Genomic DNA, 24542 nt, shown 5'->3' with positions numbered 1-24542 from the left:
TTTTATAGCATTTCTTCGTCAACCACAAGATTGTCAATGATGAAATTCTGTCTGTCGGGAGTGTTTTTTCCCATGTAAAAATCCAGAACATCCTTAAAAGCATCTTCTTTCTTCATCTTTACCGGTTCCAGACGAATGTCCCTGTTAATAAAATGGGTAAATTCATCCGGAGAGATTTCTCCCAAACCTTTGAATCGGGTAATCTCGGCATTTTTACCAAGTTTTTTCATGGCTTCATAACGTTCCTGGTCATTGTAGCAATAAAAACTCTCTTTCTTATTCCGAACCCGGAACAACGGGGTCTGCAGGATGTAGAGATGGCCGTTTTTTACCAGTTCCGGAAAAAACTGCAGGAAAAAGGTCAGCAACAACAGGCGTATGTGCATTCCGTCCACATCGGCATCTGTGGCGATGATGACCTTGTTGTAGCGCAGAGTTTCAAGTCCTTCCTCTATGTTCAAGGCTGCCTGCAGCAGGTTGAATTCTTCGTTTTCATAGACTACTTTCCGTGTGAGGCCGTAGGTGTTCAGGGGTTTTCCCTTAAGACTGAAGACGGCCTGTGTGCCCACGTCCCGGGCCTTGGTAATGGATCCTGAAGCGGAGTCTCCCTCAGTAAGGAAAATGGAGGTTTCCATTTTTCGCTCATGGTTAGAGTCGAAATGGATGCGGCAATCACGCAGTTTTTTGTTGTGGAGGCTCACTTTTTTTGCGCGTTCACGTGCCAGTTTCTGAATACCGGATATGGCCTTGCGTTCTTTTTCCGATTCCAGAATTTTTTTGTGAATGATTTCGGCTGCTTCCTGATTTTTGTGGAGGAAGTTATCCAGTTTTTCCTTCACAAAATCCAGCACATAGTTGCGAACGGACATTCCGCCAGGCGACATATCTTTGGAACCTAACTTGGTCTTTGTCTGAGATTCAAATACGGGTTCTTCAATCTTGATGCTCACAGCGGCTACAATTCCGGAACGAATATCGGCAACATCAAAATTCTTGTTGAAAAACTCCCTGATGGTTTTTACGTAAGCCTCCCGAAAAGCGATCAGATGGGTTCCTCCCTGAGTGGTGTGCTGACCGTTTACAAAAGTGTAATATTCTTCTCCATACTGGTTGCAGTGGGTAACAGCTATTTCCAGATCATCGTCTTTGAGGGAGATGATTTTATAGAGGCCGGTTTCGGTCATTTGCTCATCCAGCAGATCCAGTAATCCGTTTTCGGAGCGATAGACTTCTCCATTGAAATGGATGGCCAGACCGGCATTGAGATAGGTGTAATTCCTCAGCAAAGAGCTAATGTATTCTTCCTTGAAGGCATATTCTCCAAAGATCGATTCATCGGGAAGAAATTCCACAAACGTACCGTTGCTTTCCTTTGTGGGCTCCACGGGTGATTCCTCCACTAATTCTCCTTCACTGAAGACAATTTTTTTTGTTTGACCGTCGCGAAAGGCCTGTATAACAAACTTAGAGGAAAGTGCATTTACGGCTTTGATACCTACCCCGTTGAGTCCCACTGACTTCTTAAATACCTTGCTGTCATATTTGGCACCGGTATTCATTTTACTGGCCACATCAATCACTTTTCCCAACGGAACGCCACGGCCATAATCGCGTACAGCCAGACTTTTTTCGTCCAGATCGATTTTGATTTTTTTACCGAACCCCATCATATATTCATCGATGGAATTGTCCATGACCTCTTTGATCAGTACATAAATTCCATCGTCGGCAAAATTTCCGTCGCCGAGTTTCCCGATGTACATACCCGGACGACGCCTGATGTGCTCTTTCCAGTCAAGTGTGCGTATGGTATCTTCAGAATAGTTTTGCAACATTTTTTGTTACCTCTCGTTTGTAAGCGTTATTGTTTTCTGACCAGGGTTAAGCGGATATTCTCTAAAAAAAATCATCCAAATATAACGAAAAGGAAAAATCTTTCGTAATCTGATTTTTCGATATAATTTTCTTTGGATGCAAATCAGCGGGTTGCCGATTCAAAATAAAATCATTCTATCGAATTAATTCGGCTCTGTTGGTATCCAGCTTCAGGAAGATGAATAACAGAATAGTAAAACCCCAGAATGAGGAGCCTCCATAGCTAAAAAACGGCAGGGGAATACCGATTACAGGCGCCAGTCCGATTGTCATACCAATGTTTATGGCGATGTGCATGAAGAAAATGGCAGCGACTCCGTAACCATAAATCCTGCTAAAGGCTGAATGCTGCCGCTCGGCAAGAAAAATGATTCTCAGCAGAAGTGTCAGAAACAGGAGGATGACAAATGTGGTTCCGATAAATCCCCATTCTTCTCCGACGGTGCAGAAAATAAAGTCGGTGGTTTGTTCAGGAACAAAATCGAACTTGGTTTGTGTGCCCTGAAGAAATCCTTTTCCGTAAAATCCTCCTGAGCCAATGGCTATTTTTGATTGGTTGACATTGTATCCTATTCCTTGCGGATCATTCTCCAACCCCAGCATCACCAGTATCCGGTTTCGTTGATATTCCGATAAAACGGAATCGAAAAAATAATTGGTCGAGTAGGTATATCCTGTCATGCCCCAAAGCAAAATTAAAGCAATACCAATTTGGGGTAGTCTCCTGATTAATACTTTGAATCCCAGGAATAAACTTGATGCAGCGATTCCTGTAATCAGGGGGATGACCAGCCCTGTCTCCCAGCCGGTGAGTTTCCCGGCACTGTAAACAATCAGGAAACCTCCGGCCGTAATGGCCACTGTAATTACTGCCAGACGTTTCTGTTTAGAAAGATAAATGTAACCTGCAAAAAGCAGGAAAATTCCTAAAATCAGATAAACGATGGGGTAGAGCAATGATGCAATAAGGATTACTGCTGCGAGTGCGATAAGAAAAAGAAAAACCGGTGACATTCCTTCACGGAAGAAGACCAGGAAAAAGGCTGCATAAACAAGAGCGGAACCGGTGTCGTTTTGCAACAAAATGATGACGGCCGGAAGAAAAACGATGACGGTCATCTTCAGAATGTAGCGAAGTTTTGACATCTTGAAATTGTATCTGCTCATCACTCTTGCCAAAGCAAGACCGGCGGCAACTTTAGTCATCTCGGCAGGTTGTAACCGGATGGAGCCTATCTTAAACCAGGCTTTGGCTCCGTTGATCTCAACTCCGAACAGTAGTGCCATAATCAGCAGTAGGACAGAGACGCCAAAGAATATATAGGCAAACTCCACAAAGAATTTACTGTCAATGAGAAAGAGTGTCCCAATCATGATCACTGACAGTCCAATCCAGATCAATTGTTTGCCCGGCTCCGAAGCCAGCGTGATTCCGGAAGCATCTTCCGGGTCAAAGTTGGCGGCATAAATGTTTATCCAGCCAAAAGTGACCAGCAGGGCGTAAATGACAACTGTCATCCAGTCTATGTTTTTGTATGATCTAATCGTTGCTCTCATCCTCATTTATCAGGTCTGCATCCAACATTCGTTGCTCTATCCATTTTCGTGTGCGGTGGATTTCTTTGTTCAGATATTTTTCGATAATCAGGCTCGAAATCGGAGCCCCGTAGGTGGCTCCAAAGGTGCCATTTTCCACATAGGTAGCCACAGCGATTTTAGGATTGTCTTTCGGGGCAAAAGCAATGAAGATACTGTGGTCGTCTCCATGAGGGTTTTCCGCAGTTCCTGTTTTACCGCAAATGGTAACACCTGGTATTTGTGCTATGCGCGCGGTACTTCCGGCTCCTCCCCAAATGGCTTGTTCCATTCCGTCAACTACCGGAACAAAATGGGCTGAATCAATTCCCACATAGTGGGACTCTTTGAATTTTGAGGGAATGGTATCATTCTCAATTTCTCTGGCTACATGAGGGGTACGCCAGTACCCGCGATTGGCAATAGCAGCTGTCATGTTGGCCATCTGAATAGGTGTGGTTAGCAACTCCCCCTGTCCGATGGCTAGTGATATTACGGTAAGGGAAGCCCAGCTGCCTGAGTAAATCTGATCGTAATAGTTGCTGTTGGGCACAAAGCCTCTTCCTTCATTGCTCAGATCAGTTCCTAAACGGTAGCCAAATCCAAAATTTACCAGATAATCTTTCCATTTGTCAAGACCTGTTTTCGGAGAATCATATTCGGGATTGTCCAGCACATTCCTGAAAACATGACAATAATAGGCGTTACAGGACATCTGAATGGAGGCCTCAAGATCCAACGGACTGGGATGTGAGTGGCAACCTACCGAAAGAGCACGGGTATGATAACCCATTTGGCATCCAAAGCGTGATTCCGGGGTTATTACTCCTTCCTGCAGGCCAATCAGAGCCATAATGGTCTTAAAAGTGGATCCCGGAGGGTATCCCGATTGTAATGGTCTGTTAAATAAGGGGTAGAGGGTGTCGCTTGCCAGTTTTGGGAAATTTTCATTTCGCTCCCGGCCGATGAGCAGTGAGGGATCGTACGATGGAGATGAAACCATTGCTAAAATCTCTCCGGTGGAAGGCTCAATGGCAACAATGCTTCCCACTTTGTTTTGCATCAGCTTTTCTCCGTAGAGTTGAAGCTCATGATCCAATGTAAGGGTCAGATCTTTACCGGATACTGCGGGTTCATCGTGGTCTCCGTCGCGAAATGCTCCTTTTTGACGGCCATGGACATCCACCAATACATATGTGGCCCCTTTCTCACCGCGGAGTGTCTTCTCGTAGGTTTTCTCAACTCCGCTGATGCCCCAGTAGTCACCCTGTGTATAATATGGCTCTTTTTTTAACTGCGATTCATTGATTTCACCTACATAGCCCAACACATTGGCTGCTGTTTCATATTCGTATTTCCGAACAATCCGTCGCTGGCCGTAGAAACCTTTAAACTTAAAAATTTTTTCCTGAAAAGCTCCATACTTTTCTGCAGGCATCTGTTTGTAGAAAACTGATGGTTGAAATGATGAGATTTGACGTTGCCTTAGGCGATTGCGCATTTCACTAAACAGATCACGTACTTCACTGAGCTCAATGCCCATGCTGCGCGCCAGTTCAAGGGTGTCCAGTGCTTCCGTTTCACGGGGCACCACCATAATGTCATACACTGCCTGATTGGAAACCATCAATGCCCCGTTTCTGTCGTAAATTAGTCCCCGGGAGGGGAATTCTGTGATTTTACGGCGGGCATTGCTCTCTGCCGAGAACTTGTAAGACGGATCATACACCTGCAGCATGAAAAGTCTTACAATGTATATAAGACTTAACAGCAAAACTATCAAACCGATGACGATTGTTCTGTTATTGGTGTTTACCACTTACGCTCTGTTTTAAACAGGTTACAATGTGTTGGAATCTCTTTTGGCAAAAAGCATGGCAATGATAACAAACAGTACCGTTACCATTGTACTTGCAATGCTTTTTGACAAGGTGGCCAGAAATAGATCTTTGTCAAAAGCTTCAACAAAGAAATAAAACAGATGATGGGTGGCCACCATTATGAACATATATTTGAAAAACCATCCAAATCCGTAGTCCGAGGGTACAGGTCTTGTTCCTAATTCATAGCCGTCTCTCGGAGAAAATGAGCTGAGTATGAAAGGCCTCAGGAAAGCCATGAAAACCGTTGCTGAAGCATGCAGTCCCCAAGTATTCATGAAAACATCGATGATGAGCCCTGTGATAAATCCCAGCACCAGTAGCAACCATTTGGGGGTGCTGAACGGCAGTGTGATGATGAATAAGACGTAAAGATACGGATTCACGTAGCCGCTAAACTGCAGGTTGTTTAACAATAACACCTGAAGTAATATCAGCATTACAAAATTAAACAGATATCTTGGCAGCAAATTAATCATCTTCACTTAGTTTTTCCAGTTCCAATCGCTCCTGAGCTTCCATTTTTTCAACGATGTGGACATATTCCAGATTCTTAAAATCAACAGATAGCAACACGCGTATTTCGTAAAACCCTTCTCCCTGATCAATGGTTACCTTATCGATGGTTCCAATCAGTACGTTCTCAGGGAAAATCGAAGAATAACCACTGGATACCACAGCATCGCCCACAAGCGGGGTGGCATGGGCGGGAATTCCGCTCAGAGTGGCATACCTGTATGAGCTTCCGTCCCAGTAGAGAGAGCCAAAGAAGCCGGTCTCACGCAAACGGGCCGAGATTCTAAGCCGGGTGTTGAGTACGGAAATAACGGTGGAGTAGTTTTCAGAAGTATTCAGCACCACTCCCACCAGACCCCTGGATGATATGACTCCCATGTCCTGGGCAATGCCGTCCTTTCGGCCTTTATTGAGCGTAAGATAATTAAAGTGTTTGTTGACTGAGTTGTTAATTACCCGGGCAGCGGAATAACGGTATTGTTGAGCTGCCACTGTGTCCACTTCAATCTCCGGAAGCATTGGGGCATAAAAAGAGTTCTTATCCAGTTGATTGCGTAATTCTGCATTTTCTCTGGACAGCTCTTCATTGGTTCTTTTCAGTTCAAAGTATTGTATTATTGAACTGAATCGTTCGTACAAATAGCCCGATACCTGATTGGATGAACTCAGATAAACCTTTCTGTGGTACTGATTGTAATTAAATATGAAATAGAAGCTGACTATTTCCAATAACAGAAACAGCAGCAAAAAATGGTTTCGAATGATGAAACGGATGAAGTTTCTCATCTTGTGTTTTTAATTCGGGTCTATCTCATCAGGAACGAGAACTTGTGACGGTTTTTCAGGGCAATACCGGTTCCGCGTGCTACTGCATGCAACGGATCCTCTGCAATGTGAAACGGAATATTGATTTTGTCGGTCAGTCGCTTATCCAAGCCTCTGAGCAATGCACCGCCACCTGCCAGGTAAATACCATTGTTTACAATGTCGGCGTACAATTCCGGAGGTGTTTGCTCCAGGGCATTCAGAATAGCGGTTTCCATCTTGGAGATGGATTTTTCCAGACAGTGTGATATTTCCTGATAGGAAACCGGCACTTCAATGGGCAATGCGGTCATCTGGTTGGGGCCCTGAACAATATAATCAGCCGGGGGCTCATCCAATTCGGGAAGTGCGGAGCCTACCCGGATTTTAATCTCTTCTGCAGTACGTTCTCCGATTTTTATGTTGTGCTGACGACGCATGTATTCCATAATGTCTGCTGTGAGGTCATCACCGGCAATGCGGATAGATTTGTTGGTCACAATTCCGCCCAGCGAGATAACGGCAATCTCGGTAGTACCTCCACCGATATCCACCACCATGTTGCCTTCGGGGGCTTCCACATCAAGTCCGATTCCCAGAGCAGCTGCCATCGGTTCATAAATCATATAAACTTCTCGTCCGCCTGCGTGTTCTCCGGAGTCGCGTACGGCACGTATTTCCACTTCGGTACTGCCCGATGGAATACAGATTACCATGGTAAGTGACGGAGTGAAAAGTTGTCCTTTTTTGTTGATCATTTTAATCATGCCCCGAATCATTTGTTCGGCAGCATTAAAGTCCGCAATAACGCCATCACGAAGAGGACGAATGGTATATATGTTGTCGTGTGTTTTGCCATGCATTTGGCGTGCTTTTTCACCAATAGCTTCAAGCTTATCGGTACGCCGGTTTAATGCAACAATACTGGGCTCATCCACAACTATTTTGTCGTTTTGTATAATGATGGTGTTGGCGGTTCCCAGGTCCATGGCCAACTCTTGTGACAAGAATGAAAATAATCCCATTGTATTTGGTTTTGTTAATGTTTAAAATGACGAGTGCCCGAAAACACCATGGACATATTGTGTGCATCACAGAAATCGACAGAGTCTTTGTCCCGCACTGAACCTCCGGGTTGTATCACTGAACTGATTCCTGATTCAGCGGCAATTTCCACCGAGTCGGCAAAAGGGAAGAAGGCATCGGAGGCCAATACAGCTTCTTCAATGTCAAATTCGAATGCCTGTGCTTTGGCAATGGCTTGCTTTAGCGCATCAACTCTTGATGTTTGGCCGATTCCGCTCCCAATCAGTTGTTTGTTTTTTGCCAGTACGATGGCGTTCGATTTGGAATGCTTTACTATTTTATTGGCAAATAGTAAATCTTCAATTTCTTTCTCTGACGGTGTCTTGGAGGTAACAGTAGTCAGCCCCTCACGCGACTCAGTTTTTTGGTCTTTCTCCTGTACCAGCACTCCGTTAAGAAGTGTTCTGGAATTATAGGTGTTTAGCGAGGATGGTTTTTGAATCAGAATAATCCGGTTTTTCTTCTGCTGAAGAATATCCAATGCCTCCTGGTCGTAGCCCGGTGCAATGATTACCTCAAAGAAAATTTTGTTTATTTCTCCTGCCACTTCGGCTGTAACCTGTTTGTTGGTAATAATGATTCCACCAAAAGCAGATACAGGATCTCCGGCAAGTGCTTCTTTCCAGGCTTCGGAAAGCTGATCTCTGGATGCCAGTCCGCATGCATTGTTATGTTTCAGTATAGCTACAGTGGTTTCTTTAAACTCAGCAATAAGAGCAACGGCGGCATCAATATCCAACAGGTTGTTGTAGGAAATTTCTTTGCCATGCAATTGTTCAAATAGCTCTTCAAATTTCCCGAAAAATGTTCCTTTCTGATGCGGGTTTTCTCCGTATCTCAGAGGCTTGCTTTCATTGACAGCCTTTCGAAAAGCAGGGAAAGTATCATCGCTGTTGAAATAATTGAAGATGGCAGCATCGTAGCCCGAAGAAACAGCAAAAGCTGCGGTAGCAAATGATTTTCTGTCTTCTGTGGTGGTTTCGCCTTTTTTGTTGACAAGCACATCATGTAGCTGTGCATACTGGTCTTTGGAAGGTACAATCACTACATCTTTATAGTTCTTGGCTGCAGCACGTATCAAAGAGATTCCGCCAATGTCAACTTTTTCAATGATGTCGGCATGTGATGCTCCTGAAGCAACGGTATCTTCAAAAGGATAAAGATCCACAATGATAAGATCTATCTCAGGAATTTCATATTCCGACATCTGTTTCCTGTGATCTTCGTCATCTCTTCGGCCCAGAATTCCTCCGAATATTTTAGGATGAAGCGTTTTTACACGACCTCCGAGAATGGAGGGATAACTTGTTAGTGACTCTACAGATTGTACTTTTACTCCCAGGCCTTCGATGAAGGACTGCGTACCTCCGGTGGAATAAATGGTGACTCCCAGTCTATCCAGTTGAGCTACAATATCATCAAGACCGTCTTTGTGAAATACTGAAATTAAGGCAGATTTTATCTTTTTTGTGGCTGTCATTGTTTTAACAATTTTATTCGGAATTGACGCAAAATTAAGAAAAAGAGAACATTTAACAACACCCGATCTTTAATTTGTGTACCCCGGTGTGAATTTAATGATTATTGTATCATTGTTGCTGACAGAGAGCTGTAAAATAAATAAAAAAAGCTGCCTGAATGTCAGACAGCTTTATATTTAAGGTTAAAGCCTTTTTTTGATGGCTTCGGTTTCCTGCTCGAAACCCGGTTTGCCAAGCAGGGCAAACATGTTTTTCTTGTAGGCCTCAACACCCGGCTGATCAAAGGGGTTAACTCCCAATGTGTAACCGCTGATTCCACATGCTTTTTCAAAGAAGTAGAGCAGTTGTCCCAGGTAATATTCGTTGAGTTCGGGGATTTCTACTTTAATGTTGGGCACGCCCCCGTCTGTGTGGGCAATGCGGGTACCTAACTCGGCCATTTTGTTAACCTCGTCGATGCGTTTCCCCGCCAGATAGTTCAGCTTGTCCAGATCGGCTTCATCGCGGGGAATTAAAACCCGGTGTTTGGCCGCGGCAACAGAAACCACAGTTTCAAAAATAGAACGTTCACCTTCCTGAATCCATTGTCCCATACTGTGCAGGTCGGTAGTGAAATCAACTGCCGCAGGGAAAATTCCCTTGTTCTCTTTTCCTTCGCTTTCACCATAAAGCTGCTTCCACCACTCAGATACGTAATGTAACTTGGGTTGGTAATTGACCATGATTTCAATTTTCTTCCCATTCTGGTAAAGCAGGTTACGTGCAACCGCATAAACAGCAGCAGGGTTTTTATCGAAAGGAATGTCGGTGCCTGTAAGTGCCTTCATCTCTTTGGCACCTCTTACCAGTTCGCTGATGCTGTATCCGGCAACGGCAATGGGAAGCAATCCTACAGGTGTGAGGACCGAGAAGCGTCCGCCCACATCGTCAGGTATTACATAGGTTTCGTACCCTTCCTGCTCCGCCAGTGTGCGCAAAGCTCCTTTGCTGCCATCGGTTATGGCTACGATGCGCTCTTTTACTTCCTCTTTATCATATTTCGTTTCCAGAAGTTCCTTGAGTACACGGAAAGCAATGGCCGGTTCTGTGGTGGTTCCCGATTTGGAGATAACAATCACACCAAAAGATTTGTCTTTGAGCAGATCCAGTAATTCATAGGTGTAATCTTCTCCTATGTTCTGACCTGCATAAAGAATGGCGGGGTTTTTCCGGTCGCCTTTCAGCTGATCAAACGAATCGTTCAGGGCATCGATAACCGCTCTTGCTCCCAGGTAGCTTCCGCCGATACCCACAACTACCACGAAGTCGGCTTTTCCACGCAGTCTGGCTGCGGTCTTTTCCATGGCCATCACCTGATCTCCGTCAATATTTTCGGGGAGGTCCAGCCATCCGAGAAAGTCATTACCTTTTCCGCTTTTGTCGGTAAGTGTCTTCAGTTGTTTCAGGATATTGTCCTGTTCTTTGTTTATCATGTCCTGGGTTACTTCCGGAGCAACCTGCGACACATCAATGGTAAGGTTCTTCATAGCGTTATGTATTTATCTTTCTGTTTTTATATTTTTTGCGACTAAACTTCAACCCTCATTCCTCTTATCTCAACTGATCCGTCAGCAGTTTGATTTCAATAGCGGGTGAGATTTTTTCATAAATAATATTGTGAACCGCTTCGGTGATGGGCATGTTCACTTTGTATTTTTTATTAATCTCCACAATGCTTTTTACTGCATAATATCCTTCGGCAATCATCAACATCTCCAGTTGTGCACTTTTTACCGAATAGCCTTTTCCCAGCATATTTCCGAAAGTACGGTTTCTTGAAAACTGAGAGTAGGCAGTCACCAGCAAGTCACCCAGATATGCTGAACTTTTAATGTCGCGTGTGATAGGATGAACTGTGTCTACAAACCTCTTAATTTCCTGTATGCCGTTGGAAATGAGTACTGCCTGGAAGTTGTCTCCATACCCCAGCCCGTGGCAGATGCCTGCGGCAATGGCCATTACGTTTTTGAGTACGGCTGAGTACTCGGTGCCGTAAATGTCATCGATTACCGTCGTTTTAATATACGAACAAGCTAACCGGGATGCAAAGATTCTGGCTTTTTTGATGTCCTGACAGGCAATCGTAAGGTATGAGAGTCTTTCCAGAGCCACTTCTTCTGCATGGCAGGGGCCCGAAATAACTGCAATAGAATCAATAGGGACCTCATAGTGTTTGTTGAAAAAACTGCCGATAATCAGGTTCTCATCGGGCACAAGCCCTTTGATGGCAGAAACAACAAATTTGTCTTTCAGCGGGGTCCGAAGCGATTCCAAAGACTCTTTAAGAAAAGCCGAAGGTACGGCAAATATGAGCACATCCGAGTTCTCCACAATTTCATTGATATCAGTGGAAAAGAATATCTGGTCGGTATCAAAATCCACTGATGTAAGGTAATTGGGGTTGTGATCCATCTTACGAAACCGGTCGATGTGCTCTTGCTCACGGAAGTACCAGTTCAGTCTGTCTGAATTATTCATTACCATCTTGGCAATGGCCGTGGCCCAACTGCCACTTCCTATAATACCAATGGTCGATTCTTCATCCATGTGCCTGTCTGTTTTGGTTTCTGCAAATTTATTGATAGACAGAAGCCGAATGCAACGACAAATGTCATTGATTTGGTTCCTTTGGTCTGTTAGATATGAATTATTAAAACCTTTAATGTTAAAAAGATTGATATAGTAGTGCGATCACAAAATACTATTCAGCGAATGCACTACTAGTTTTCCACCCAGCTTTTAACTTCATCCGGTTTCGGATTTTGAAGGCCCAGTTTGTGCTTCTTGTTGAGTCCGCACAATTCCTGATGGAGCTTGTTGGGGTTACTCTCTTTCAGTTCATCAACTTTGAGATATCCTGCTTTGTAGATGACAGGCACCCACTCGGCAGGAACACCGATAGCGGTGAACTTTTCTTCTCCGTCGCGTTCTTTTTTCTTTTCGGGGCGCATTTGCGGGAAAAACAGCACTTCCTGAATGGTACTCTGCCCGGTCATCAACATAGTAAGGCGGTCAATGCCGATGCCCATTCCTGAAGTGGGGGGCATTCCGTATTCCAATGCACGAACAAAGTCCATGTCGATAAACATGGCTTCGTCGTCCCCTTTTTCCGAAAGGTTTAACTGATCCTGGAAACGTGCCAGCTGATCAATGGGGTCGTTCAATTCCGAATAAGCGTTGGCCAGTTCCTTGCCGTTGACCATCAGTTCGAAGCGCTCAGTAAGTTCCGGATTGTCTCTGTGTTTCTTACACAACGGTGACATTTCCACCGGATAATCGGTAATGAAAGTTGGCTGAATGTAGGATGCTTCACATTTTTCGCCGAAGATTTCGTCAATCAGCTTTCCTTTGCCCATCGATTCATCATATTCAATCTCCAGTGTATCGCAAACCTTACGTAAGCCGGCAATATCCATTCCGGCAATATCGTATCCTGTATGTTCTTTAATGGAGTCGAGCATACTTATGCGTTTGTAGGGGCGCTTAAAGTCAATCATGTTGTCTCCCACCTGCACTTTTGTATTGCCATGCAAGTCAAGCGCCACTTTTTCAATCATCTCTTCGGTGAAATCCATCATCCACTTGTAGTCCTTGTAGGCTACATAGATCTCCATTACTGTAAATTCCGGGTTGTGGGTGCGATCCATTCCTTCGTTGCGGAAGTCTTTTCCAAACTCATAAACTCCTTCGTAACCACCAACAATCAACCTCTTGAGGTATAGTTCGTTAGCAATACGCAGGTAAAGGGGCATGTCCAGAGTGTTGTGATGGGTGATGAATGGACGCGCGGCAGCACCGCCGGGAATGGACTGAAGGATGGGGGTCTCTACTTCAAGGTAATCGTTCGCGTTAAAGAACTCACGCATGGAGTTAATGATGCGCGTTCTTTTCCTGAAGGTGTCGCGCACCTGATCATTAACAATAAGGTCCACGTACCGTTGGCGGTAGCGTTGCTCAGGATCTGAAAAGGCATCGTAAACTTTTCCGTCTTTTTCTTTAACAACCGGCAAAGGTCGGAGAGACTTAGCCAATACGGTCATAGACGTGACATGAACCGAAATTTCGCCCATCTGGGTTTTGAAAACAAATCCTTTGATGCCAATGATATCGCCGATGTCAAGCAACTTTTTAAATACGGTGTTGTACAAGGTTTTATCATCCTCAGGACAAATGTCATCGCGGCGAAGATATATCTGAATTCGCCCCTTTTTGTCCTTTAACTCTGCGAAAGACGCACTTCCCATAATGCGTCGCCCCATGATGCGACCTGCAAGACTCACTTCTTTGAAATCATCAGCATGCTCTTCAAAGCCTTTCTTGATGTCTTCGCTGTAATGGGTTACCGGAAATTCTTCCGCAGGGAAAGGATTAATTCCCAGTTTTTCCAATTCATTCAGACTCTCTCGTCTGATAATTTCCTGTTCGCTCAGTTCCAGTTGGTTCATAAAATAGCGTATTGTTTGTCCTTCGGAAAATTTCTTTATTCGATAAACCCGGTGAGAGTTCCGGCTAATGGAACCCGCTGACGGTAAATATGCTTGTTTTTATCTACAGACAATGAGCCGGTCAAATAAAAAAAACAGCACAAAGATAGTGATTACCTGTGAAAACCAATTCCCGGGCTGTTAACTTCTTAGAATTTGTCTTAACAGAACATTAATGCTTTCCCCAAAGACGGGTAAAGGATTCGGATAAAACTTTTCAGTTTCCAATCTGTTTTATTTGCCTCAATGCGTTATCAATCAGGAGCAGGGAAAAGACCTTTGAAAAACTCATTGTTATTTAAAATCATTTTAATTAAACTTGCAGGTTTAGAAATTGTGGTGAGCTGTAAAAGACAATATAATGAAACGAGCATGGAGCTTTGATTTCTCCCTCGGCTATGCCGGTTTATGTACAAAGAAATCTGGCACAAAAGTCTATGTATAAAGAAATCGCGAGTTGTATCAGACCTTAATAAACAAATTTTATATGGATGAAACGAGCATGATATTTTTTAAGCCTAAAATATCACAAGAGAAGATGTTTAAAAAATATTATGAGAGAGTGAAGCGGTTCCATTCGTTCTCAAATTTATAATTAGTTTTTATCAGGCAATTACAAAATTTTAATCGAATGAATATAGTATCTGAGCGAAGAAGAAAGCCTGCGTGGCTGAAAATTCAATTACCCAATACAAGCGTTTATAACTGGATGAATAAGACCATCCGGGACCATAAGCTACATACCATTTGTACCAGTGGGAAATGTCCGAACTCGGCAGAGTGCTGGGGCAATGGTACTGCAACCTTCATGATTTTGGGTGACATTTGTACCCGCTCATGTAAGTTTTGTAATGTAAAAACCGGAAAGCCTGATGCGGTGGATTTTAAGGAGCCGTTCCGTATTGCCCGCTCTATTCAGATAATGAAGCTGAAACATGCCGTGATCACCTCGGTTGACAGGGATGATTTGGAAGACGGGGGAGCAGGTGTCTGGGCTGAGACCATTCGTAAAGTTAAAGAGATGAACCCGGGTATTACGCAGGAGGTTTTAATTCCCGATTTTAACGGACTTAAGCATCTTATTCAGCAGGTGATTGATGCAGAACCGGAAGTGGTAAGTCATAACCTGGAGACCGTACGGAGGCTGACACCTCAGATCAGAAGTAAAGCTAAATACGATTTAAGCCTGAAGGTGTTGGAATACATTGCATCCACAGGGGTTGTACCCAAATCGGGAATTATGGTCGGACTTGGAGAACAACCAGAAGAAGTACTGGAAACCATGGATGATTTGATTGCAGCAGGGGTGAAGGTGCTTACCATCGGGCAATATCTTCAGCCATCGCCGAAGCACCTGGACGTAGTGGAGTATGTTACTCCGGAGCAATTTGCTTTTTACGAACAAGAGGGTTTGAAGAGAGGATTTAAATATGTGGAAAGTGGTCCGCTGGTCCGTTCTTCTTATCATGCCGAAAAACATATTAACGCATTGAAATAATGGGTGAATCGTTTACCATATTTGAAGACCTTGGAAAAATTGACTACAAAAAGGCCTGGGATTACCAGGAAGTCCAGTTTTCCAGGGTTGTTGACAGCAAACTTTTTAACCGGGAAAGTCCGGAAAGCCGGAGGCCAATTAAACATCATTTGATTTTTTGTGAGCATCCGCATGTTTACACTCTGGGAAAAAGTGGGCAGGCTAATAATCTGCTTATTCAGGATGATTTTTTGAAAAAAATTGATGCTCAGTTTTATAAAATTAACCGTGGTGGGGATATTACCTACCATGGTCCCGGGCAACTTGTCGGGTATCCAATTTTTGATCTGGAGCAGATGGAACTTGGCATCAGGGAATATATTCATAAGCTTGAAGAAGCCATTATTCTGACAGTAGCCGAATACGGTATTGAGGCTTCGCGTCTGGACGGGGCCACTGGCGTGTGGCTTGATGCCAACACCTCACAGGCAAGAAAGGTCTGTGCTATTGGAGTGCGGGCCAGTCGCTATGTCTCTATGCACGGATTTGCCCTCAATGTAAATACCAATCTGGAGTATTTCAATCATATTAATCCCTGTGGTTTTGTGGACAAGGGAGTAACTTCCCTGCAAAAAGAGTTGAGCAGGGAGGTAGATATGGCAGAAGTGAAGACGAAATTAAAAAATCATCTTCAAAAGGTCTTTGGCTTAAGTTTTGTGACAATGTAGCAGTGAATTAGTTTTTGTTCCCTGTTGTCTGTTGATAACTTTTCGGATTATAAAAGCCGGAATCGTTTGAAAAAATGTATTTTTTGAGAAAATTTACTGTCTCAAAAGTGAGTGTGCCGAAATGGAAAAAAGATGGAGCATAAAAGAAAACCCCGAAAGTGAAATTGAAGCAGAGCTATCTGCTTTCGAAGAAATAGGACCAGTTTTGGGACGGCTTCTGGCTTTGCGAGGCGTGAAAGACAGTGAGGAAGCACGTACCTTTTTCAACCCCAGCCTTTCAGATCTTCATGATCCCTTCCTGATGAAAGATATGCAGGAGGCGGTGGATCGCATCCGCAAAGCTATTTCTGCAAATGAGAAAGTCCTTGTTTATGGCGACTACGATGTGGATGGAACCACGAGTGTGGCGCTTGTTTATTCCTTTTTGAGAAAATTTATTCCCGAAATTAGTTATTACATTCCCGACAGGTATGATGAGGGTTATGGTATTTCTTACAAAGCCATTGATATGGCGGTTGAGGATAATACCGCGCTGATTATTGCTCTTGATTGTGGCATTAAAGCCGTTGAGAAAATTGAATATGCCCGTGAGCGGGGAGTGGATTTTATTATTTGTGATCACCACACTCCCGGGGAAATATTGCCAAAGGCAGCTGCCTGCCTCGATCCCAAACGATCCGATTGTTCTTATCCCGAAAAAAATCTGTCGGGCTGTGGTGTCGGATTTAAAATGCTGCAGGCACTGTGTGTACAACAGAAAATTGATGATGAGCTTCTTTTTCAGTTTCTCGATCTGGTAGTGGTAAGTATCGCTTCTGATGTGGTTCCGATTATCGGAGAAAACAGGATTCTGGCAGATATGGGACTGCTGAAACTTAACAGAAACCCGGGCATTGGTCTAAAAAGCATAATCCGTGTGTCAGGAATGGCTGGAAGAGAGCTGACCATTAGTGATATCATTTTCAAAATTGGTCCCAGAATTAATGCAGCCGGACGCATTGAATCCGGCAAGGATGCCGTAGCTTTACTTGTAAGTGAGGATGAAAACAAGGCTTACGGCATGAGTTGTACCATTAATGAGTGCAATGAAACCCGCAAGGATCTGGATCGAAATATTACACGTGAGGCACTGGCCTTGCTGGAGAATAATGATGCTCAGCAAGTGAGAAAAGCAACCGTTCTTTATCATCCCGAGTGGCATAAAGGGGTGATTGGGATTGTTGCATCAAGACTTACCGAGAGCTATTACCGGCCAACCGTGGTGCTTACCGAGTCGAAGGGAATGATTACAGGCTCTGCAAGGTCGGTGGATGGGTACGATCTTTATCATGCCATTGAGGCTTGTCAGGATTTACTCGAGAATTTTGGTGGACATACTTACGCTGCCGGACTTACCCTCAGACCTGAGAACATCAGTGCTTTTTCCGAACGATTCGAGAAGATTGTCTCTGAGACCATTCTGCCGGAGCAGTTGGTCCCTCAGATTGAGGTTGATGCAGAGATCGGGCTCGGTGATATTACGGTTGATTTCTTTAAAAATTTGAAGCGCTTTCGCCCCTATGGACCCAGAAATCTGAAACCTGTATTTGTCACCCGGAATGTTTATGATTTTGGAACCAGTAAAGTGGTCGGAAAAGAGAAAGAGCATCTGAAACTGGAAATGATTGAGAGTACATCGCCTAAGATAATTAAGGGAATTGCTTTTGGAAAAGGACACTTGCTGGAGAAAATAAAAAAGTCGCAACCATTTAATATCTGCTATACTATTGAGGAAAGTCTCTACGACAATCATCAGCCGTTTCAGCTGATGGTGAAGGATATCAATTTCAGGGAAGATTAATTTAATAAAAAACACCCGACAAGATGCCGGGTGCATATTTTGGGGATGGGTTGTCGTTTTTCGTATTTTAGTTGATTAATTTACAACTCGCTTAGTTGTTGTATTGTCCACAACCACTATGTATAGGCCCGGAGCTACATTTACTGAGATATTTCCACCTGCATTGTTCTGATTGAAAACTTTAGCGCCGGAAAGGGAGTAAATAGCAACGTTGCTGCTCATGCAGTTTTTAATTTTTATGGTTCCGTTTGAAGTGAGAATATTTTTTGCATCAAATTGAATGTCGTCATTCACAGAAAGGGCAGGATCTTTAATAAAAGTTAGATTATCTATGTAGATATCAGCGGTGATATCCGATTGAATTGCCAGTTGTTTAAAGTCAAAGACCTCATTGTCTGTAATGTCGTAAGTCAGGGTAACCCATTCTCCTTCCACTGTAATATTCTGGTATTTTTCATATTTAATTCCACTTGCATAGTCACCAGCATTTGGATCTGAAATGCTGTTGTCTCCCTGTAATTTTATTGTTGCGTTGGTTATTCCTCCAGGAAATTGAGGAACAAAGATATCTATAGAATAGGAAATGTAATTGGGTTTAAAAAGATCTCCTTCTTCTGCCCATAAGGCTGCCCCGTTTCCCCATCCATCCGGATTGAACTTTAAAGCGAATGATGATGAGTTGACTGAATTGGATCCAGGGTTACTTTCGACGGTTGGAGTTGATTGATCCCAAATGTACATCGGGGAATTACCATCTTCAAAATCTGCAAGGATAACCTCATTTTGAGCAAAAGACGCGGTTGTACAAAATATTAAAGCAATCAACGTGTAAATTTTCTTCATAACAATTAGCTTAAAGGTTTAGGTAAGATTTATTAAGTAATATTAACAAAAGTACAGAACAGGATGGAAAAGAACAAGTGATGAGCATGAATGGTATAGGGTATTTTATGGTTTTGTTTTAGTACTTGATGAACTGGATAAAACAAGTTGTGAGTAGATTGATTTAGCAGATAAAGAGATTCTGTTTAACAATACGCAAAAAGCTTAATAATTATCTCATCTTAAGCATTCAAAAATCTAACGATGTGTTGTATATTTGTACAAAACAAAAATAAAGCGATTAACTATGAGAAATTTGCTTAGCCAACCATTGATTGCCATTGTTTTGTCTGTAGCATTGGTGTTTTCTGCCTGTCAGTCGGGCCGGAAGAAGGATGATAAAGGAGAGAATAAATCTGTTACAACGCAGAAAATTGATAAAGAAGAGATTGAACAGGATGTACGGGAGTTTGTATATCCCCTTCCTACTTCTTTTGAAGTCACTGAGATGCTTAACAGAATCGGAGCTTCTTACATTCTTACCTTATCGAACTCTGCCGAAAATGTGGATAAATACCTCACCGAAACCAAGCAAGCCCTGAATCTTGGGGTTTATGGTGCCGATTTGAGTTATGCAAGTACCTATAATCAGAAGCAGCAGATTGTTACCTATATGGAAGCATCCAAGAAACTGATTGATGCTTTAAATATTACCAGTGCTTTGCCTTCGGATATCCTTGATCAGGTAGAGCAGAATGAGGACAATAAGGATAAACTGGTGGAAATTATCACCAATACTTTTTATGATACATATGAGTTCCTGAATGTTAATCAACGCGGTTCCGTAAGTATGCTTGTACTTGCCGGAAGCTGGGTGGAGGCACTTTATATTACTACCAATATTTCTGAAGACACCTATCAGAATAAAGAGATGGTGAAAATTGTGATGGAACAAAAATCTTCGCTGAATAAGCTTCTGGAGATAATGGAGAAATATGATGAAGATCCTGCCGTAGCTGCAGTTATTGAGCAGTTGACACCGCTGGCTGGGGTATACAATATGGTGGAAGACAATGCTATTTCTGAGAAACAGATGAATATGATTATTCAAGAGGTAACAAAGGTCAGAAATGACTTTGTGGAATAGTGTATTCTAAACCACGGAACAAAAAAAATGGCCATTCTGAAAAACCGGAATGGCTTTTTTTTGATATTGCCGGAGTTGTTTTGGAATCTCTGGGTTGGCGAGTATTTTTTTGTATCTTCACATGAATAAAGTATGCCTGCAATGGAACAAACAATAAGTGAAGCTCTGCTGGAGTCGTTAATGAAGCTTTTTGCGCTGCTTACCGATATTAAAACTGAGAGTAAAACCGGCAGGGCCCGGTTTTTGGTGGAGGATTTTCTGGGGAGGCATTTTAATACTGAGTACGTTCAGCAATATCTTGAGAAGTTTGATGAATTTCTTGCCCGGTATCATGCGCACATCGACAGTGGTAATCAGGAACTGCTTGAAAAACAATCATCAGATAATCAAACAAGGATCCTCAATATATGTAATCAGATCAATCAGGAACTGGAACAGGAGCCAAAAATTATTCTTTTTGTCCAGTTGCTGGATTTCCTGAAAAAGGAAGACACCATCAGTGAAGAGGAACACTATTTTGTGGATCTGCTGGCAGAGAATCTTAAAATTGATGCTCAGGATTATGATAATCTGAAAACTTTTATTCTAAAGTCGCCGGAGGAGGTAGAAGACAAAGGTTCTTTGTTGTATATCAGCGGTGATAAAGATTCCCCCGATTCAAGGGTGAAAAATATTTATAACCCCAAACAGCAGGTTATTGTTTGGGTGCTGCGGGTGAGAAGTACCAAGACTTTTATTTTCAGGTATTCAGGCTCCCGCAACCTCTATCTCAACGGACATAAGGTTGAACAAAACAGAACCTATATCCTGGCTGTAGGGGCCGTGATTAAAACCTCCCGAATGCCTCCGGTTTATTACGGACGAGTGGCTGAAAAATTTATCCATCGCATCGATAAAGCCCGGATTATCTACAGGGCGGTGGATGTCTCTTATAAATTTAATAACAATCAGATTGGGATTCATCGTTTTAGTTTTACAGGACGATCAGGCCAGCTGGTTGGCATCATGGGGGGGAGCGGAACAGGTAAATCAACCCTGCTCAATGTACTGAATGGAAACTATAAGCTGAGCAACGGTAAAATTTCACTGAATGGTTACGACCTGCATGAGGATAAGGAGCACCTGGAGGGGGTTATTGGCTATGTTCCGCAGGACGATCTGTTGAAAGAGGAACTGACTGTTTTTGAGAACCTTTATTTTAATGCAAGATTGTGTTTTAGTGATCAAAGCCGAGATGAGATTTTGAGACGCGTGGACAATGCGCTTCAGGATTTCGACCTGGTGGAAGCCCGTGATCTGGTAGTAGGAAATCCGTTGAATAAAATCCTTAGTGGTGGTCAGCGTAAACGTTTGAATATAGCTCTGGAACTTATTCGTGAGCCATCGGTTCTGTTTGTTGATGAGCCAACGTCAGGGCTCTCGTCTATGGATTCGGAGAAGGTAATGTCGCTACTCAAACGACAGGTTCTGAAGGGGAAACTGGTGATCATCAATATTCATCAACCATCATCTGACTTGTATAAAATGTTGGATAAGCTATTGATGATTGACAAAGGAGGTTACATCATCTTTAACGGCAATCCAATGGATGCCATCGTTTATTTTAAGAAGATGGCCAATTATGTCAACCCAGAGGAACGGGAGTGCTATGTGTGCGGCAATGTGAAGTCGGAACAGGTGTTGCGAATAGTGGAGGCAAGAATGGTGAACCCCTACGGTAAGCTCATTCGTAAACGTAAAGTAAAACCCGAGGAGTGGTATCGTTACTACCTTGAAAATTTTGAGAGTAAATTTCAGTGGAAGTCCAAACGGAAAATGGATCGTAAAGAACCATTGCCGGACAACCTCTATAACATCCCCAACCGGAGACGTCAGTTCTGGATTTATACCCTTCGAGACGGACTTTCCAAACTCAAAGATCGTCAGTATATGCTGATAAATTTTTTGGAAGTACCGGTGTTGGCACTTATTCTCTCCTTCTTCACCAAGTATCTGGTGGGAACCGGAAGTGATGCTTCAGCATACGTATTTGCCGGAAATGTAAATATTCCTGCCTACCTGTTTATGGCCGTGGTAGTATCCCTTTTTATTGGCATGAATGTGAGTGCCGAGGAAATAATTAAGGACCGTAAACTGCTGCAGAGGGAGTCTTTTCTGAATTTGAGCCGTTTTAGTTTTTTAAATAGTAAGATTCTCATTCTCTTTGCTATTTCCGCCATTCAGACATTAATGTTTGTATTGGTTGGAAACAGTATCCTGGAGATAAAAGGTCTTACCTGGAGTTATTGGATGATACTATTTTCCACTGCTTGTTTTGCCAATATGCTTGGCTTGAATATCAGTAGTGGTTTGAATTCTGTTGTTGCCATTTATGTATTGATTCCTTTGATACTGGTGCCGCATCTTTTGTTTAGTGGAGTTATTGTCAGTTTTGATAAATTGCATAAATCTATTGCCAATGAGCGATTTGTGCCGAGAATTGGAGATGTAATGGTGTCCCGATGGTCGTATGAAGCACTGGCGGTGAATCAGTTTAAAAACAACGACTTTGATGCACTCTTTTTCGATGCGGAACAGAAAATGAGTAATAACTCTTATTATGCAACGACCCTGATTTCGGAACTACTGACAAGTCTGGAGGCTGCCGAATGGTCCGCACAACGTAACGAGTCTGATCAGCAGATGGTTTATCAGGAGAAGGTTTACATCGCCCTTGAACAGCTGCATGAGTTGTTTCCGGATTTGCTTCCTTCCGGAGTAGTGCCTGCCCCTGATACTCCCTGGTCCGAGAAGGTTTTGGTGAGTGCAGAAGAGGTTCTTGTTGACGCGAGAGATTTTTTTAACAGGGAATATCAGCGATATAGCCGGCAACGCAATGCTATAATGGAAGATTTAATTGATGAATATGGGAGTTCGGAAGCAGTACTTGCCTATAAAGAGGACTATCACAATGAAGCTTTGTCGGATGTTGTATTGAAAAAGAAGAGTGTGGAGCAATTTGTGTTTTCAGATGGCAGAATTGTTAGAAAGAAGCATCCCGGATATATGGCTCCTGAAGGAGATTGGGGCCGGGCTCACTTTTATTCACCATCTAAGAAACTGGGGGCAGTGACCATTTCAACACCCTGGTTTAATATGTTGGTTGTCTGGTTAGGTGTGGGTGTCCTGTACGTAACCCTGTATTTGGATATATTGCGTCGTGTAATCCGCTACTTTGAGACCTTTAAGCTTCGTCGTTTGAACCGTCGTTTACAGAAGCTCGGAACCTGATTTTTCTAGTTGCGTGATTAAGGACTGTTTAGAAAAAGAAAACGGGCATTCCGGTTAAAGAAATGCCCGTTTTTTAAGCTTAATGTAATCTGGTGTTGAAATATATATATTCTAAACCAATTTAACATCAACAGCATTCAGTCCTTTACGACCTTCTACGAGTTCGAAAGTAACATCATCATCTTCCTTGATTTTGTCGATAAGACCGGAAGCATGAACAAAGTACTCTTTTTCTGACTCATCTTCTTTAATGAATCCGAAACCCTTGGTTTCATTAAAGAATTTTACTTTTCCTGTTTTCATTTTAATAAGAAATTAATTTGTTATTCATTTCATGAGGCTTAAGATAATCGTTGGGGTTCTTTTACCACCTTGACTATCAAAATCCTTCATGAGGTTTATTTATGATACAAATAAAAGAACATTCCCGGAATTTTGCATACTTTTTTTAAGAAAATGTCCATTTTGAATGATTTTATCTCATTGGTTTTATTATTTTTAACATGCTTTCTTAATGTTGGAAGCAGAAACACACACTTAAAACTATAAAATCATGAAAAAAACAATTTTTCCGTTGGTGATGGTTTTTATCGCAACGACATTTGCTATGTGTACAACAAAAGAGAAGAAAGAAATAGGGCTTCAGCTGTATTCGGTTCGTGATGCCATGAAAGAGGCTCCTGTGGAGACTGTGAAAAGTGTAGGAGCAATGGGCTACACATTTGTGGAAGCTGCCGGATATGGCGATGGCAAATTTTATGGAATGGAACCTAAGGAATTCAAGTCGCTGGTAGAAGAGAGCGGAATGATTTTTCTGAGCTCTCATACCGGTCAGGCTCTTCCTGATTCAGCTAACTGGGATTCAACAATGGCCTGGTGGGATCAATGTATTGAGGCGCATTCTGCTGCAGGGGTAAAATATATTGTTCAGCCCTGGATGGGAGAGAAAGGATACAACTCTCTGGAGGGATTGAAGCAGTATTGTGAATACTTTAATGAAGTAGGGAAGAGATGTCGTGAGAACGGAATTATTTTTGGATATCACAATCATGATGGAGAGTTTGCGGAACTTGAGGGGGAAGTTATTTATGATTTTATGCTTCAGAACACCAATCCGGAAAATGTATTTTTTCAGTTGGATCTTTACTGGATAAAAGAGGGTGGGAAAAATGCTGTGGATTATTTTAACAATTATCCCGGACGTTTTCTGCACCTGCATGTGAAGGATGAGAAAGAATTGGGTGCCAGTGGTGAAATGGATTTTGAGTCGTCTTTTGCGATGGCTGATAAAGCCGGGGTTGATTATCTAATTGTAGAAGTGGAAAAGTATGATTTTGACCCGTTGGTTAGCGTTGAAAAGAGCCTTGAATTTCTTCAGAATGCTGATTTTGTAAGGAACTCCTATTCTGAATAGGTAGAATATTGAATTATTTTCGGAGCCGTGGCAATCTTTTGCTGCGGCTTTTTTTATCTTTGAATAATTGATGAATTAGTCAGGATATGCATTCGGTCGCTGGA

18 protein-coding genes are annotated in these 24542 nt (G+C 42.8%); 6 read left to right on the top strand and 12 right to left on the bottom strand.

Going from position 1 to position 24542, the window contains the following annotated elements:
- Positions 1–2 precede the first annotated feature (2 nt).
- The 10 genes from W7W_RS0108685 to lysS form a co-directional block, all read right to left on the bottom strand.
- Positions 3–1835 carry a DNA topoisomerase IV subunit B gene (locus W7W_RS0108685; RefSeq protein ID WP_010663405.1) on the bottom strand — a complete coding sequence of 611 codons (1833 nt, stop codon included), beginning with the start codon at positions 1833–1835 and terminating at the stop codon, positions 3–5.
- 175 nt (positions 1836–2010) lie between these two features.
- Complete coding sequence (gene rodA / locus W7W_RS0108680) at positions 2011–3393, bottom strand: rod shape-determining protein RodA (protein WP_010663404.1); 1383 nt, start codon at positions 3391–3393, stop codon at positions 2011–2013.
- 22 nt (positions 3394–3415) lie between these two features.
- Positions 3416–5269, bottom strand: coding sequence for a penicillin-binding protein 2 (gene mrdA, locus W7W_RS0108675; protein ID WP_010663403.1), 1854 nt, complete (start codon positions 5267–5269; stop codon positions 3416–3418).
- 21 nt (positions 5270–5290) lie between these two features.
- Entirely contained in the window at positions 5291–5809 is a 519-nt protein-coding gene (gene mreD / locus W7W_RS0108670) for a rod shape-determining protein MreD (RefSeq protein WP_010663402.1), read from the bottom strand.
- Positions 5802–6632, bottom strand: coding sequence for a rod shape-determining protein MreC (gene mreC, locus W7W_RS0108665; RefSeq protein WP_010663401.1), 831 nt, complete (start codon positions 6630–6632; stop codon positions 5802–5804). Before mreC ends, mreD begins: the two co-directional genes overlap by 8 nt.
- A gap of 20 nt (positions 6633–6652) precedes the next feature.
- Positions 6653–7675, bottom strand: a complete 1023-nt coding sequence (locus W7W_RS0108660; protein WP_010663400.1) for a rod shape-determining protein — start codon at positions 7673–7675, stop codon at positions 6653–6655.
- A 14-nt stretch (positions 7676–7689) separates the two neighbouring features.
- Positions 7690–9216 carry a bifunctional phosphoribosylaminoimidazolecarboxamide formyltransferase/IMP cyclohydrolase gene (gene purH / locus W7W_RS0108655; RefSeq protein WP_010663399.1) on the bottom strand — a complete coding sequence of 509 codons (1527 nt, stop codon included), beginning with the start codon at positions 9214–9216 and terminating at the stop codon, positions 7690–7692.
- A gap of 183 nt (positions 9217–9399) precedes the next feature.
- Positions 9400–10743: a glucose-6-phosphate isomerase gene (locus W7W_RS0108650; protein WP_010663398.1), complete on the bottom strand. Its 1344-nt coding sequence runs from the start codon at positions 10741–10743 to the stop codon at positions 9400–9402.
- Positions 10744–10807: 64 nt separating this feature from the next.
- Positions 10808–11803 (bottom strand): NAD(P)H-dependent glycerol-3-phosphate dehydrogenase, encoded by a 996-nt coding sequence (locus W7W_RS0108645; RefSeq protein ID WP_010663397.1) that lies wholly within the window; start codon positions 11801–11803, stop codon positions 10808–10810.
- 173 nt (positions 11804–11976) lie between these two features.
- Positions 11977–13701: a lysine--tRNA ligase gene (lysS, locus tag W7W_RS0108640; RefSeq protein WP_010663396.1), complete on the bottom strand. Its 1725-nt coding sequence runs from the start codon at positions 13699–13701 to the stop codon at positions 11977–11979.
- Between the two features lie 670 nt (positions 13702–14371).
- Between lysS and lipA the strand changes: the two genes are divergently transcribed.
- The 3 genes from lipA (at position 14372) to recJ (ending at position 17785) form a co-directional block, all read left to right on the top strand.
- A complete protein-coding gene (gene lipA / locus W7W_RS0108630) occupies positions 14372–15238 on the top strand; it encodes a lipoyl synthase (protein ID WP_010663395.1) in 867 nt (288 codons plus the stop codon).
- Complete coding sequence (gene lipB / locus W7W_RS0108625) at positions 15238–15945, top strand: lipoyl(octanoyl) transferase LipB (protein WP_010663394.1); 708 nt, start codon at positions 15238–15240, stop codon at positions 15943–15945. The genes lipA and lipB overlap by 1 nt, the downstream gene beginning before the upstream one ends.
- Positions 15946–16066: 121 nt before the next feature.
- A complete protein-coding gene (recJ, locus tag W7W_RS0108620) occupies positions 16067–17785 on the top strand; it encodes a single-stranded-DNA-specific exonuclease RecJ (protein WP_010663393.1) in 1719 nt (572 codons plus the stop codon).
- Between the two features lie 75 nt (positions 17786–17860).
- On the opposite strand, the gene W7W_RS0108615 is transcribed toward recJ, so the two are convergent.
- A complete protein-coding gene (locus tag W7W_RS0108615; protein ID WP_010663392.1) occupies positions 17861–18628 on the bottom strand; it encodes a T9SS type A sorting domain-containing protein in 768 nt (255 codons plus the stop codon).
- 286 nt (positions 18629–18914) lie between these two features.
- Between W7W_RS0108615 and W7W_RS0108610 the strand changes: the two genes are divergently transcribed.
- Complete coding sequence (locus W7W_RS0108610) at positions 18915–19754, top strand: hypothetical protein (protein ID WP_010663391.1); 840 nt, start codon at positions 18915–18917, stop codon at positions 19752–19754.
- A gap of 141 nt (positions 19755–19895) precedes the next feature.
- Entirely contained in the window at positions 19896–23024 is a 3129-nt protein-coding gene (locus W7W_RS0108600; RefSeq protein ID WP_025006749.1) for an ATP-binding cassette domain-containing protein, read from the top strand.
- 111 nt (positions 23025–23135) lie between these two features.
- On the opposite strand, the gene W7W_RS0108595 is transcribed toward W7W_RS0108600, so the two are convergent.
- Positions 23136–23327: a cold-shock protein gene (locus W7W_RS0108595; protein WP_010663389.1), complete on the bottom strand. Its 192-nt coding sequence runs from the start codon at positions 23325–23327 to the stop codon at positions 23136–23138.
- Positions 23328–23577: 250 nt separating this feature from the next.
- Between W7W_RS0108595 and W7W_RS0108585 the strand changes: the two genes are divergently transcribed.
- Positions 23578–24438, top strand: coding sequence for a sugar phosphate isomerase/epimerase family protein (locus W7W_RS0108585; protein WP_010663388.1), 861 nt, complete (start codon positions 23578–23580; stop codon positions 24436–24438).
- Positions 24439–24542 lie beyond the last annotated feature (104 nt).

This window comes from Marinilabilia salmonicolor JCM 21150 (genome assembly GCF_000259075.1).
GTDB classification, from domain to species: Bacteria; Bacteroidota; Bacteroidia; order Bacteroidales; family Marinilabiliaceae; genus Marinilabilia; species Marinilabilia salmonicolor.
This window is presented reverse-complemented; position numbering and strand designations above follow the sequence as displayed.